This window comes from Streptomyces sp. NPDC042346 (assembly GCF_055581845.1).
In genome coordinates this window covers 152,094-165,954 of record NZ_JBVJEH010000006.1, presented here as the reverse complement: position 1 = coordinate 165,954, position 13,861 = coordinate 152,094, and the positions used below count along the sequence as shown (strand labels likewise).

Sequence of the window (13,861 nt, the reverse complement as noted above, 5' to 3'; positions counted from 1 at the left end):
GCACATCGTCGGCGCCGGCACCTCGTGCCTGCCTGCGCCCCAAGGGAAGAAGAACACCAGTGTCTGAAGTCCGTGTGACCGTCCAGTCCGCCTCGGAAGCAGAGGAGAGGGCGGTGAGCGCGGGCACCACCGCCGGTGCCCTCTTCGCCGACGACCGCACCGTCATCGCCGCCCGCGTCGGCGGCGAGCTGAAGGACCTCTCGTACGAGCTCGCCGAGGGCGATGTCGTCGAGGGCGTCGAGATCTCCTCCCCGGACGGTCTCGAGATCCTGCGCCACTCCACCGCCCACGTCATGGCCCAGGCCGTGCAGGAGCTCTTCCCCGAGGCCAAGCTGGGCATCGGCCCGCCGGTCCGGGACGGCTTCTACTACGACTTCGACGTCGAGAAGCCCTTCACTCCCGAGGACCTCAAGGTCATCGAGAAGAAGATGCAGGAGATCCAGAAGCGCGGCCAGCGCTTCTCCCGCCGCGTGGTGACCGACGAGGCCGCCCGCGAGGAGCTCGCGGACGAGCCGTACAAGCTGGAGCTCATCGGCATCAAGGGCGCCGCCTCCACCGACGACGGCGCGAACGTCGAGGTGGGCGGCGGCGAGCTGAGCATCTACGACAACCTCGACGCCAAGACCGGCGAGCTGTGCTGGAAGGACCTCTGCCGCGGTCCGCACCTGCCGACCACCCGGAACATCCCGGCGTTCAAGCTCATGCGCAACGCGGCCGCCTACTGGCGCGGCAGCGAGAAGAACCCGATGCTCCAGCGCATCTACGGCACCGCCTGGCCGTCGAAGGACGAGCTGAAGGCGCACCTCGACTTCCTCGCCGAGGCCGAGAAGCGCGACCACCGCAAGCTCGGCAACGAGCTCGACCTCTTCTCCGTCCCGGACGAGATCGGCTCCGGCCTCGCGGTCTTCCACCCCAAGGGCGGCATCATCCGCCGGGTCATGGAGGACTACTCGCGCAAGCGCCACGAGGAGGAGGGCTACGAGTTCGTCTACTCGCCGCACGCCACCAAGGGCAAGCTGTTCGAGAAGTCGGGCCACCTGGACTGGTACGCCGAGGGCATGTACCCGCCCATGCAGCTCGACGAGGGCGTGGACTACTACCTCAAGCCCATGAACTGCCCGATGCACAACCTGATCTTCGACGCGCGCGGGCGCTCCTACCGGGAGCTGCCGCTGCGCCTGTTCGAGTTCGGCACCGTGTACCGGTACGAGAAGTCCGGCGTCGTCCACGGCCTGACCCGGGCGCGCGGCTTCACCCAGGACGACGCGCACATCTACTGCACCCGCGAGCAGATGGCGGACGAGCTGGACAAGACCCTCACCTTCGTCCTGAACCTGCTCCGCGACTACGGTCTGAACGACTTCTACCTGGAGCTGTCCACCAAGGACCCGGAGAAGTTCGTCGGCTCGGACGAGGTGTGGGAGGAGGCCACCGCGGTCCTCCAGCAGGTCGCCGAGAAGCAGGGCCTCCCGCTGACCCCCGACCCGGGCGGCGCCGCGTTCTACGGCCCGAAGATCTCGGTGCAGGCGCGGGACGCCATCGGCCGTACCTGGCAGATGTCGACCGTGCAGCTCGACTTCAACCTGCCGGAGCGCTTCGACCTGGAGTACACCTCCCCGGACGGCACCAAGCAGCGGCCGGTCATGATCCACCGTGCGCTCTTCGGTTCGATCGAGCGGTTCTTCGCGGTGCTCCTGGAGCACTACGCGGGTGCGATGCCGCCGTGGCTGGCGCCGGTGCAGGCGACCGGTATCCCGATCGGCGACGCCCACATCGACTACCTCCAGGAGTTCGCCGCCAAGGCGAAGAAGCAGGGTCTGCGGGTCGAGGTCGACTCCTCCTCGGACCGGATGCAGAAGAAGATCCGGAACGCGCAGAAGCAGAAGGTCCCGTTCATGATCATCGCTGGTGACGAGGACATGGCCGCCGGTGCCGTCTCCTTCCGTTACCGCGACGGTTCGCAGGAGAACGGCATCCCCGTCGACGAGGCCATCGCCAAGATCGCCAAGATCGTCGAGGACCGCGTCCAGGTCTGACGGCCTCACGTGTGATCAGGCCTCATGCGTGATCAGGCCCCCGGGGAATCCCCCGGGGGCCTCTTCTCGTCCTCCCGCGTGAACGCCTGGATCAGCCAGGACGAGAACGAACCCGTCACCGCGCCGAGCAGCGCGAGCCCGCAGGCCATCACGCCCACCGCCGTCACCCGGCCCATGGTGGTCACCGGGGTCACGTCCCCGTACCCCACCGTCGCGAGCGTGGCGCAGGCCCACCACACCGCGTCGCCGAAGGTGACGATCGTGGCGCCGGGGGCGTCCACCTCGTACTTGTAGACGGTGAGGGCTCCGGCGAAGCCCAGCAGGCTCGTGGTGAGGCCGGCGTAGACCATCACGCGCGCGTAGAGACCGAGTCGTGGTTTGTCGTGGCGGCGCTGCACCCGGTCGTAGATGCTCACCATCCGCACCGGACGCAGCAGAGGTATCACCAGCACCACCGTGTCGAGGAGATGGGTGCGGACGAAGCGGAGCGGGCCGAGGCGGCTGAGGCGGAGGCGTACCGCGTAGTCCGCGATGAAGACGGCCCAGGAGGCGAGGGTGACGGCGAGGCAGAGGTCGAGCCAGGCCTGGGGGAGACCGCGGTGACCGAGGACCCGGATCGCATAGCCCGTCAGATAGGCGAGGGAGGCCACGGCGAGCGGGGTCTCCATGCGGCGGTCCCAGCGTTCCTGTCGGGGCGGTTTCGGTGGCCTTTCGCTCATCGGATCAGCATGGCGGCTGCATGGATCTTCCGCCCCGGCGACACGTTCCGAACGGGCGACGCAATATGCTGCACAGCATGACGACTGAGCCGGAGCAGCAGATCGGAGTCGGGACGCGGGACGCGTTCCAGCGCCTGTGGACGCCTCACCGGATGGCGTACATCCAGGGCGAGAACAAGCCGACCGGGCCGGGGGCCGACGACGGCTGTCCGTTCTGCTCGATTCCGGCGAAGTCCGACGAGGACGGTCTGGTGATCGCCCGCGGCGAGAGCGTGTACACGGTCCTCAACCTGTACCCGTACAACGGCGGTCACCTCATGGTCGTCCCGTACCGGCACGTCGCGGACTACACGGACCTGGACGTCGCGGAGACGGCCGAGCTCGCCGACTTCACCAAGCGCGCGATGGTCGCGCTGCGGGCGGCGTCGGGTGCGCACGGCTTCAACATCGGCATGAACCAGGGCGCCGTCGCGGGCGCCGGGATCGCCGCGCACCTGCACCAGCACGTGGTGCCGCGCTGGGGCGGCGACACCAACTTCATGCCGGTCGTCGGGCACACCAAGGTGCTGCCGCAGCTGCTCGCCGACACCCGGAAGATGCTGGCCGACGCCTGGCCGACCGGCGTCTGAGCGGTCCGATCCGTACGCGGACGACGGCCCGGGTCACTCGACCCGGGCCGTCGTCCGTCGTGCGTGACCGGTCAGGCGTCGTAGACGTCGGCCTTCTTGGGGCCCGGGTCCTGGACGCCGCCGCCGAGGAGCAGCGAGCGGTTGGTGAAGCGCTCGGTGTCGACACCGTGGTCGTCGAGCATCTTGACCGTCGCGGAGTGGACGGCCCGCAGCACCGGCGTGGCCATGCGGATGGCGTCGTCGGCCATGAAGCGGTTCTTCCAGAGCGGGCCCGCCCAGGCGTGGCGGAGGCCGAAGGGCTCGGGCAGGACCAGCTTGCCGCCGAGGAAGTCCAGGAGCGGCGGGTACCAGGAGAGCGGGGCGCGGACCGCGAGACGGACCACCTCGTCGGTCTCCATCAGCGGCTGCTGGATCTCCCGCGTCTCCCAGAAGCGGACGGCCTTCGAGACCTCCTTGGTCTTCGCCTTGGGCTTCGCGGTGAAGAGGGAGTGCACGGGGCCCAGGGCGTGGCCGGTGACCTCGACCCGCAGGGTGTGGTGGAGCGAGGTGACGGTGACCAGCATCGTGAGGACCAGGTTTCCGTCCCACAGGGTGAACTGCACGCCGAGGTAGTGGCGGTTGCCGGCGCCGAACTGCTGGTCGTTGCAGATGCGCTGTATCTCGTGCGGCTTGACCTGGAAGTGGACGATGCTGTCCCCCTCGGGACGGGTCACCTCGTCGGCGCCCTCGCCCACCGGCGAGACGATCCAGTGCTTGACGGTCGGCTTGGGGAAGCCCGTCTTCAGGGAGCCGCGCTCCAGGAGCGTGAGCTGGTCGTGGATCTTCCGTATGACGTCCCAGGCGCGGAAGTCGTGGATCTCCCGACCGGGCTGCGGGACGAGCTCCTCGGCGAGGGTCCAGCTGCCCCAGCGGGTGCCCATGCCGAGGATGCCCTTCGTGCCCGCGTAGAACACGATGTTGGACTGCTGCTCGGCGGTGAGCTTCTCCAGGTTCAGCCGGAGGGCCTCGGCGGCCTTCTCGCCCGGATCCTGGGGCACGGCCTCGGGGATCTTCGGGCCGGCGCCGCCGCCGCTGAGCAGGGACGTCCACTGGGCGCGCAGGTCGACGGCGGTCTTCTCGCAGATCCGGCGCGCGAAGAACCAGCCGGCGACCGGAGCCACGATCATGGCGCGCAGATAGTTCGGCAGGATCCCGTCGAAGGGCAGCTTGATCAGCACGAGCAGGGCGAAGAGGCCCGCCGCGACGAGGAGCGCGGTGCCGACGGTGCTCGTGCGCCTGCTCGCGGAGCCGGCGGCGATCCGGCGGAGCTGGATGACGCCGAGCCAGAGGAGCAGGCCGGGCAGGAAGAGCACGCCGCAGAAGAACGTGACGAGGGTCAGCCTGCTGTCGCGCTGCCGGCGGATCCGGGAGGCGGCGAGGCAGTGCTCGACGACCGGCTGGGGTTCGGCGCCGAAGGACTGGACGAGGGCCTTGCGGCCGCCGCCGAGCATGCGGACCTGCACCGCGCGGGAGAAGGCCTCGCCGAGGTCGGGATGGAAGAGCTTGTTCCACCTCCCTTCCTTGACCGTCGACTTGTGCAGGTCGTTGTTGGCGTCCAGGATCGCCTCGACCGGGCTGTCGCGGTACGCGACGGAGGCCAGGGCATGGGTCGCCGCCGTGCGTCCGTCCGACCCCTGGAGAGGAATCTGTGCCCCGGGTCCGAATCCGTCGAAAGCCACTGCCGCCCCCATCGCCGCGAGTACTTGTGCGGGCTGTTCCCAACTGCCGCGCCCGGCACACCTTCTGAGCTGGGCACCACAGCGTAACCGGGTACTGGCTGATGCGTCACGGCCTGTGGATATCGACGGCCGAATGCTGTCCGCCCGGTGCGCGCCGGGCGGACGTTCACCGCTGTCGCTCCGTCAACTACGCACCTTTTTCGGCCTGTTCGCGGATCCTGTCCGCGAGGTGCGGGGGCATCGGCTCGTGCCGGGCGTACACGCGGTCGAACCGGCCCGCGCCGTGCGAGACGGAGCGCAGGTCGATCGCGTACCGGCTGATCTCGAGCTCCGGCACCTCCGCCCTGACCAGCGTCCGCCCAGGACCGGCCTGCTCGGTGCCGACGACCCGGCCGCGCCGCCCCGACAGATCGCTCATGACCGGGCCGACGTACTCGTCGGGGACGAGGACGCTGACCTCGGCGACCGGCTCCAGGAGGTGGACGGGGACGTCGGCGGCCGCCTCGCGCAGCGCGAGCGCGCCGGCCGTCTGGAAGGCGGCGTCCGAGGAGTCGACCGAGTGGGCCTTGCCGTCCCGCAGGGTGACCCGGACGTCCACGAGCGGGTAGCCGGCGGCGACGCCCCGGGCGGCCTGGGCCCGGACGCCCTTCTCGACGGAGGTGACGAACTGGCGCGGGACCGCTCCGCCGACGACCTTGTCGACGAACTCGATGCCGCTGCCCGCCGGCAGGGGCTCCACGTCGATCTCGCAGATCGCGTACTGGCCGTGGCCGCCGGACTGCTTGACGTGCCGCCCCCGGCCCCCCGAGGCGCCGCCGAAGGTCTCGCGCAGTGACACCTTGTACGGCACGGCGTCGACCTGGACCCCGTACCGGCCCCGGAGCCGTTCGAGGACGACGTCCTGGTGGGCCTCGCCCAGGCACCACAGCACCACCTGGCGGGTGTCCTGGTTCTGTTCGAGGCGCATGGTCGGGTCCTCGGCGACCAGCCGGGCGAGGCCCTGCGAGAGCCGGTCCTCGTCGGCCTTGCTGTGCGCCTCGACGGCGAGCGGCAGCAGGGGCTCCGGCATGCTCCACGGCTCCATCAGGAGCGGGTCGTCCTTGGCGGAGATCGTGTCGCCGGTCTCGGCGCGGCCGAGCCGGGCGACACAGGCGAGGTCCCCGGCGATGCAGTGCGGCAGGGGGCGCTGCTGCTTGCCGAACGGCGAGCTGAGGCCGCCGATCCGCTCGTCGACGTCGTGGTCCTCGTGGCCCCGGTCGGTCAGGCCGTGCCCGGAGACGTGCACGGTCTCGTCGGGGCGGAGGGTGCCGGAGAAGACCCGTACCAGGGAGATCCGGCCGACATAGGGGTCGGCGGCGGTCTTGACGACCTCGGCGACCAGCGGGCCGTCGGGGTCGCAGGCGATCGGCGGCCGGGGCTGCCCGTCGGGCGTGGTGACGGCCGGCGGCACGTGCTCCAGCGGGGAGGGGAAGCCGCCGGTGATCAGTTCCAGGAGTTCGAGGGTGCCGAGGCCCTGCGTCCCGCCGTCGGCGGCGGGGGCGGCCGCGAGGACCGGGTGGAAGCTGCCCCGGGCGACGGCCTTCTCCAGGTCGTCGACGAGCGTCTTCACGTCGATCTCCTCGCCGCCGAGGTAGCGGTCCATGAGGGTCTCGTCCTCGCTCTCGGCGATGATCCCCTCGATGAGCCGGGCGCGGGCCTCCGCGATCAGCTCCCGCTGGCCCTCGTCGGGCTCCTCCTCGCGTCGTACGCCCGTCGAGTAGTCGAGGATCCGCTCCGAGAGCAGACCGACGAGCCCCGTGGCGGGCGCGTGCCCGTCGGCCCCTTCGGAGCCGCGCACGGGCAGGTAGAGGGGGAGGACGGCGTCCGGGTCGTCGCGCCCGAAGAGGTCGGCGCAGACGGCGGTGAGCTCGGTGAAGTCGGTGCGGGCGGTGTCGAGGTGGGTGACGACGATGGCGCGGGGCATGCCGACGGCGGCGCACTCCTCCCAGACCATGCGGGTGGAGGCGGCGACGGCATCGGCCTCCTGCGCGGCCGAGACGACGAAGAGGGCCGCGTCCGCCGCCCGCAGACCGGCCCTCAGCTCCCCGACGAAGTCGGCGTACCCGGGGGTGTCGAGGAGGTTGATCTTGAACCCGTCCCAGCCGACCGGGACGAGGGAGAGCTGTACGGAGCGATGCTGGCGGTGCTCGATCTCGTCGTAGTCGGAGACCGTCCCGCCGTCCTCGACGCGGCCGGCCCGGTTGACCGCCCCGGCGGTCTGGGCGAGCGCCTCGACGAGGGTCGTCTTGCCCGATCCACTGTGGCCGACCAGCACCACGTTCCGTACGGACGCGGGCCGGTCGGCCGTCAAAGCCCTGCCGGCGGCTCCGGCGGCCGTGTTCGCCTTGTCACCCATGATGTGTTCCTCCCGACTGCTCGCACGGTGCGGCGGGACGCGGGCGCGGGGGAGTGGCGTGTCGCGGTGCGGCTCCTGCGGGTGCCCGCGGTGGTCCTTCGAGCTTTGCACCGGCTTCGGGACGCGTCCATACGTCGTACACGGACGGGGCCGCGGGGGGACGGCGACGCGGCGGTGAAGGGTGCCCGCCGCGTCGGCGGCACGCGCGTGGCTACGATGGGTGAGCCGGTGGTCGTAGGGGCCGCGCGGCCCACCGAACCTCGGGAAGGCCATGCTGAACAAGTACGCGCGTGCCTTTTTTACGCGTGTCCTCACACCGTTCGCCGCGTTTCTGCTCCGCCGGGGCGTCAGCCCCGACGCGGTCACGCTCATCGGCACGGCGGGAGTGATGGCCGGTGCGCTGGTCTTCTTCCCCCGGGGAGAGTTCTTCTGGGGCACGATCGTCATCACCCTCTTCGTCTTCTCCGACCTCGTCGACGGCAACATGGCGCGGCAGGCGGGGATCTCCAGCCGGTGGGGGGCGTTCCTCGACTCGACGCTCGACCGGGTCGCGGACGGCGCGATCTTCGGCGGCTTCGCGCTCTGGTACGCGGGCAAGGGCGACGACAACGTGATGTGCGCCGTGGCGATCTTCTGCCTCGCGAGCGGCCAGGTCGTCTCGTACACCAAGGCCCGTGGCGAATCGATTGGCCTGCCGGTCGCCGTCAACGGGCTGATCGAGCGCGCCGAGCGCCTCGTCATCTCGCTGGTCGCCGCCGGTCTCGCCGGACTGCACGCCTTCGGCGTGCCCGGCGTCCAGGTGCTGCTCCCGATCGCCCTGTGGATCGTGGCGGTCGGCAGCGCGGTGACCCTGGGGCAGCGCGTCGTGACCGTACGGCGCGAGTCGGCCGAGGCGGACGCCGCGGCCAGGGGGAGCGAGGCGACGTCGTGAGCGCACTCAAGGACCGGTTGACCGACGGGCTGTACGGCCTCGGCTGGTCGACCGTGAAGAAACTGCCGGAGCCGGTCGCGACCGGCCTCGGCCGCCGGATCGCCGACTTCACGTGGAAGCGGCGCGGCAAGAGCGTCCTGCGGCTGGAGTCCAACCTCGCGCGCGTGGTGCCGGACGCCACGCCCGAGCGGCTCGCCGAACTCTCCCAGGCCGGCATGCGCTCGTACATGCGGTACTGGATGGAGTCCTTCCGGCTGCCGACGTGGAGCAAGGAGCGGGTCGACAGCGACGTCGACATCAAGGACGCCCACTACCTGCTCGAAGGGGTCGCCTCCGGGCGGGGCGTCATCATCGCGCTGCCGCACCTCGCCAACTGGGACCTCGCGGGTGTGTGGGTGACCCGCTCGCTCGGTCTGCCGTTCACGACGGTCGCGGAGCGGCTCAAGCCGGAGAGCTTGTACGACCGCTTCGTCGCCTACCGCGAGTCCCTCGGCATGGAGGTCCTCCCGCACACCGGGGGCTCCGCCTTCGGGACGCTCGCGCGGCGGCTGCGGGCCGGCGGGCTGGTCTGCCTGGTCGCCGACCGCGACCTGTCGGCGTCCGGCATCGAGGTCACGTTCTTCGGCGACACGGCGCGGATGCCGGCCGGCCCGGCGATCCTCGCGCAGCAGACGGGCGCGCTGCTGCTGCCGGTGACGCTCTGGTACGACGACACGTCGGTCATGCGGGGACGGATCCACCCGCCCGTCGACGTACCGGAGTCCGGTACGCGGGCCGAGAGGACGGCCGTGACGACACAGGCGCTGGCCGACGCCTTCGCCGCCGGCATCGCGGACCACCCGGAGGACTGGCACATGCTGCAACGACTGTGGCTCGCCGACCTGGAAGAACGCCCGGAGGACGCGGCAGGCAAGGAGGGCCCGGCACGCCCGGAGACCCCGGCACGCCCGGAGACCCCGGCGCGCCCCGAGGCCCCGGCGCGGGACGGGGAGCGCGGCGCGTGAGGATCGGCATCGTCTGCCCGTACTCCTGGGACGTGCCGGGCGGCGTCCAGTTCCACATCCGCGACCTCGCCGAGCACCTCATCCGGCTCGGACACGAGGTCTCCGTCCTCGCGCCCGCCGACGAGGACACGCCGCTCCCGCCGTACGTGGTCTCGGCCGGCCGGGCCGTACCCGTCCCGTACAACGGCTCGGTGGCCCGGCTGAACTTCGGCTTCCTCTCCCACGCCCGGGTACGACGCTGGCTCCACGACGGCACCTTCGACGTCGTCCACATCCACGAGCCGACCTCGCCGTCGCTGGGACTGCTCACCTGCTGGGCGGCGCAGGGGCCGATCGTGGCGACCTTCCACACCTCCAACCCGCGGTCGCGGGCGATGATCGCCGCGTACCCGATCCTCCAGCCCGCCCTGGAGAAGATCAGCGCCCGGATCGCGGTGAGCGAGTACGCGCGACGGACCCTCGTCGAGCACCTCGGCGGCGACGCCGTGCTCATCCCCAACGGCGTCGACGTGGACTTCTTCGCCCGCGCCGAACCGAAGAAGGAGTGGCAGGGCGAGACGCTCGGCTTCATCGGACGGATCGACGAGCCGCGCAAGGGCCTGCCCGTCCTCATGCGCGCCCTCCCCAGGATCCTGACGGAGCGGCCGGGGGCCCGGCTGCTCGTCGCCGGCCGGGGTGACGAGGAGGAGGCCGTGGCCTCGCTGCCGCCCGCGATGCGTTCCCGGGTGGAGTTCCTCGGCATGGTCAGCGACGAGGACAAGGCGCGGCTGCTGCGCAGCGTCGACGTGTACGTGGCGCCCAACACCGGCGGCGAGAGCTTCGGCATCATCCTCGTCGAGGCGATGTCGGCCGGCGCGCCGGTCCTCGCCGCCGACCTCGACGCCTTCGCCCAGGTCCTCGACCAGGGCGGCGCGGGCGAGCTCTTCGCCAACGAGGACGCGGACGCGCTCGCGGACGCGGCGATCCGGCTCCTGGGCGACGAGACGCGGCGCGCGGAGCTGAGCGCCCGGGGCTCGTCGCACGTGCGGCGCTTCGACTGGAGCACGGTCGGCGCGGACATCCTCGCCGTCTACGAGACGGTCACGGACGGGGCGGCGGCGGTGGACACGGACGAACGCGTCGGCCTCCGCGCGCGACTGGGCCTGTAGGGAGGCCCCGCCCGCCTCCACTCCCACCCCGTGTGGGCACCCGTCCCGCCCCCGCGGGACGCATGCCCACAACGGGGTGGGGGGCCGTCCCGGTAGCCTGTGCGCCCGTGACCGAAACCCTGATCTGGACCGTCGTCGCGCTGATTCTCATCGGCGTCTATCTCAGCTGGACCGCCGGGCGGCTCGACCGGCTGCACTCCCGCATCGACGCCGCCCGCGCCGCCCTGGACGCCCAGCTCCTGCGCCGGGCCTCGGTCACCCAGGAGCTGGCCACCTCCGGCGTCCTCGACCCCGCCGCCTCGATCGTGCTGTACGAGGCCGCGCACGCCGCCCGGCAGGCCGAGGAGGACCAGCGCGAGGTCGCCGAGAGCGAACTCAGCCAGGCCCTGCGGGCCGTCTTCGGCGAGCCCGAGCAGGTGGAGCTCGTACGGGAGGCGCCCGGCGGCCCGGAGGCCGCGGAGGAGCTGGCCGCGGCCGTGCGCCGGGTGCCGATGGCGCGCCGCTTCCACAACGACGCCGTACGGGCCGCCCGCGCCCTGCGCCGCCACCGCAAGGTCCGCTGGTTCCGCCTCGCAGGCCACGCGCCCTTCCCGCTGGCCTTCGAAATGGACGACGAGCCGCCGGTGGCCCTTGCCGATCGCCCGGCCTGAACCCTCGTCACCTGGGAAAACGATCCACCGGGTCCACATTGGCCCTTGATGTGGACCCCTTGTGGCCTGTTTCCTCATCTTGTCGTCAACCCCTGTTGTCACGAGTGAGGTACCTGTGTCCACCACGCCTTCCACCACCTTCCAGTCCCCCGAGACCGGCACCGCGCGCGTCAAGCGCGGCATGGCCGAGCAGCTCAAGGGCGGCGTGATCATGGACGTGGTCAACGCCGAGCAGGCGAAGATCGCCGAGGACGCCGGCGCCGTGGCCGTCATGGCCCTGGAGCGGGTCCCCGCGGACATCCGCAAGGACGGCGGCGTGGCCCGTATGTCCGACCCGAACATGATCGAAGAGATCATCGGCGCGGTCTCCATCCCGGTCATGGCCAAGTCCCGCATCGGCCACTTCGTCGAGGCCCAGGTCCTGCAGTCCCTCGGCGTCGACTACATCGACGAGTCCGAGGTCCTGACCCCGGCCGACGAGGTCAACCACTCCGACAAGTGGGCCTTCACGACCCCCTTCGTCTGTGGTGCCACCAACCTGGGCGAGGCCCTGCGCCGCATCGCCGAGGGCGCGGCCATGATCCGCTCCAAGGGCGAGGCCGGCACCGGCAACGTCGTCGAGGCCGTCCGCCACCTGCGCCAGATCAAGAACGAGATCGCCAAGCTGCGCGGCTTCGACAACAACGAGCTGTTCGCCGCCGCCAAGGAGCTGCGCGCCCCGTACGAGCTCGTCAAGGAGGTCGCCGAGCTCGGCAAGCTGCCGGTCGTGCTGTTCTCCGCCGGTGGTGTCGCCACCCCCGCCGACGCCGCGCTCATGCGCCAGCTCGGCGCCGAGGGCGTCTTCGTCGGCTCCGGCATCTTCAAGTCGGGCGACCCGGCCAAGCGCGCCGCCGCCATCGTGAAGGCCACCACCTTCTACGACGACCCGAAGATCATCGCGGACGCCTCCCGCAACCTGGGCGAGGCCATGGTCGGCATCAACTGCGACACCCTCCCCGAGTCCGAGCGCTACGCCAACCGGGGCTGGTAACCACCGATGAACCCCTCTCCCGTCATTGGTGTCCTGGCCCTCCAGGGCGACGTACGGGAGCACCTGATCGCCCTGGCCGCGGCTGACGCCGTGGCCAGGCCGGTCCGGCGCCCCGAGGAGCTCGCCGAGGTCGACGGCCTGGTCATTCCCGGTGGCGAGTCCACCACCATCTCCAAGCTGGCCGTGCTCTTCGGCCTCATGGAGCCGCTCCGCGAGCGCATCGCCGCGGGGCTGCCGGTCTACGGCACCTGCGCCGGGCTGATCATGCTCGCCGACAAGATCCTCGACCCGCGCTCGGGCCAGGAGACCTTCGGCGGCATCGACATGATCGTCCGCCGCAACGCCTTCGGGCGACAGAACGAGTCCTTCGAGGCCGGAGTCACCGTCACGGGCGTCGAGGACGGCCCCGTCGAGGGCGTCTTCATCCGGGCCCCGTGGGTCGAGTCCGTCGGTGCGCAGGTCGAGGTCCTGGCCGAGCACGGCGGCCACATCGTGGCCGTGCGGCAGGGGAACATCCTGGCGACCTCGTTCCACCCCGAGCTCACGGGGGATCACCGAATCCACGGCCTGTTCGTCGACATGGTGCGCGCCGCGAGCTGATCCGATCCCGGTAGGATCTCTCGGGTTCGTTCAGTAAAGGGTTACGCGAAGGAGACAGGCAGATGTCCGGCCACTCTAAATGGGCTACGACGAAGCACAAGAAGGCCGTGATCGATGCCAAGCGCGGCAAGCTCTTCGCGAAGCTGATCAAGAACATCGAGGTCGCGGCCCGCACCGGCGGTGCCGACCCGGACGGCAACCCGACGCTCTACGACGCCATCCAGAAGGCGAAGAAGAGCTCGGTCCCGAACAAGAACATCGACTCCGCGGTCAAGCGCGGCGGCGGCCTTGAGGCCGGCGGCGTCGACTACGCCACGATCATGTACGAGGGCTACGGCCCGAACGGTGTCGCGGTGCTCATCGAGTGCCTCACCGACAACCGCAACCGCGCCGCCTCCGACGTACGCGTCGCCATGACCCGCAACGGCGGTTCCATGGCCGACCCGGGCTCGGTCTCGTACCTGTTCAACCGCAAGGGCGTCGTCGTTCTCCCCAAGGGCGAGCTGTCCGAGGACGACGTCCTGGAGTCGGTCCTCGAAGCCGGCGCCGAGGAGGTCAACGACCTCGGTGAGTCCTTCGAGATCATCAGCGAGGCCACCGACCTGGTCGCGGTCCGTACCGCTCTCCAGGCGGCCGGCATCGACTACGACTCGGCCGAGTCCAGCTTCGTCCCGACCATGCAGGTCGAGCTCGACGAGGATGGCGCGCGCAAGATGTTCAAGCTGATCGACGCGCTGGAGGACAGCGACGACGTGCAGAACGTCTTCGCCAACTTCGACGTCAGCGACGAGGTCATGGAGAAGGTCGACGCCTGATCGCGTCCGACCGCCTGAGCACGGCCGATCGTGGCTGAGCACGGCTGTACCGCAGCGGGGGGGGGGGGGGGCCCCCCCCCCCGGCCCCCGCGGGGGGGGGGGGGGGCCCCCTGCCGGACCAAAAACATGTGGGCCACCCGGCCGGGGGGGGGGCCCGCGGGGGGGGAGGGGGGGGGCCCCCGCGGG

General features: G+C 70.9%; 12 protein-coding genes. 9 read left to right on the top strand and 3 right to left on the bottom strand.

Annotation, left to right across the window (positions count from 1 at the left end; all coding sequences use genetic code 11):
* Window positions 1-59: 59 nt before the first annotated feature.
* Window positions 60-2,036: a threonine--tRNA ligase gene (gene thrS, locus ACZ6K0_RS24575; RefSeq protein WP_469234665.1), complete on the top strand. Its 1,977-nt coding sequence runs from the start codon at window positions 60-62 to the stop codon at window positions 2,034-2,036.
* A 32-nt stretch (window positions 2,037-2,068) separates the two neighbouring features.
* Here thrS and ACZ6K0_RS24570 read toward each other — a convergent pair whose 3' ends face one another.
* A complete protein-coding gene (locus tag ACZ6K0_RS24570; RefSeq protein WP_376411251.1) occupies window positions 2,069-2,755 on the bottom strand; it encodes a potassium channel family protein in 687 nt (228 codons plus the stop codon).
* A gap of 65 nt (window positions 2,756-2,820) precedes the next feature.
* On the opposite strand from ACZ6K0_RS24570, the gene ACZ6K0_RS24565 reads away from it, so the two are divergent.
* Window positions 2,821-3,384, top strand: coding sequence for an HIT family protein (locus ACZ6K0_RS24565; protein WP_376411249.1), 564 nt, complete (start codon window positions 2,821-2,823; stop codon window positions 3,382-3,384).
* A 71-nt stretch (window positions 3,385-3,455) separates the two neighbouring features.
* Here the strand turns inward: ACZ6K0_RS24565 and ACZ6K0_RS24560 are convergent, their stop codons facing one another.
* Window positions 3,456-5,114: a hypothetical protein gene (locus tag ACZ6K0_RS24560; protein ID WP_376411246.1), complete on the bottom strand. Its 1,659-nt coding sequence runs from the start codon at window positions 5,112-5,114 to the stop codon at window positions 3,456-3,458.
* 175 nt (window positions 5,115-5,289) lie between these two features.
* Window positions 5,290-7,497, bottom strand: a complete 2,208-nt coding sequence (locus tag ACZ6K0_RS24555; RefSeq protein WP_376411243.1) for an elongation factor G-like protein EF-G2 — start codon at window positions 7,495-7,497, stop codon at window positions 5,290-5,292.
* Between the two features lie 271 nt (window positions 7,498-7,768).
* Here ACZ6K0_RS24555 and pgsA point away from each other — a divergent pair, with 271 nt between their 5' ends.
* The 7 genes from pgsA (at window position 7,769) to ACZ6K0_RS24520 (ending at window position 13,675) form a co-directional block, all read left to right on the top strand.
* Window positions 7,769-8,428, top strand: a complete 660-nt coding sequence (gene pgsA, locus ACZ6K0_RS24550) for a phosphatidylinositol phosphate synthase (RefSeq protein ID WP_056650007.1) — start codon at window positions 7,769-7,771, stop codon at window positions 8,426-8,428.
* Window positions 8,425-9,432: a phosphatidylinositol mannoside acyltransferase gene (locus tag ACZ6K0_RS24545; RefSeq protein ID WP_376411239.1), complete on the top strand. Its 1,008-nt coding sequence runs from the start codon at window positions 8,425-8,427 to the stop codon at window positions 9,430-9,432. Before pgsA ends, ACZ6K0_RS24545 begins: the two co-directional genes overlap by 4 nt.
* Complete coding sequence (locus ACZ6K0_RS24540; RefSeq protein WP_376411236.1) at window positions 9,429-10,580, top strand: glycosyltransferase family 4 protein; 1,152 nt, start codon at window positions 9,429-9,431, stop codon at window positions 10,578-10,580. Before ACZ6K0_RS24545 ends, ACZ6K0_RS24540 begins: the two co-directional genes overlap by 4 nt.
* A 107-nt stretch (window positions 10,581-10,687) precedes the next feature.
* Window positions 10,688-11,230, top strand: a complete 543-nt coding sequence (locus ACZ6K0_RS24535; RefSeq protein WP_376411233.1) for a LemA family protein — start codon at window positions 10,688-10,690, stop codon at window positions 11,228-11,230.
* Between the two features lie 115 nt (window positions 11,231-11,345).
* The gene (gene pdxS, locus ACZ6K0_RS24530; RefSeq protein ID WP_056649994.1) at window positions 11,346-12,260 is read left to right on the top strand and encodes a pyridoxal 5'-phosphate synthase lyase subunit PdxS; all 915 of its coding nucleotides are present in this window, start codon (window positions 11,346-11,348) and stop codon (window positions 12,258-12,260) included.
* 6 nt (window positions 12,261-12,266) lie between these two features.
* Window positions 12,267-12,860, top strand: a complete 594-nt coding sequence (pdxT, locus tag ACZ6K0_RS24525; RefSeq protein WP_376411229.1) for a pyridoxal 5'-phosphate synthase glutaminase subunit PdxT — start codon at window positions 12,267-12,269, stop codon at window positions 12,858-12,860.
* A 62-nt stretch (window positions 12,861-12,922) separates the two neighbouring features.
* Window positions 12,923-13,675 (top strand): YebC/PmpR family DNA-binding transcriptional regulator, encoded by a 753-nt coding sequence (locus tag ACZ6K0_RS24520; protein ID WP_376411226.1) that lies wholly within the window; start codon window positions 12,923-12,925, stop codon window positions 13,673-13,675.
* The last annotated feature ends 186 nt before the right edge of the window (window positions 13,676-13,861 follow it).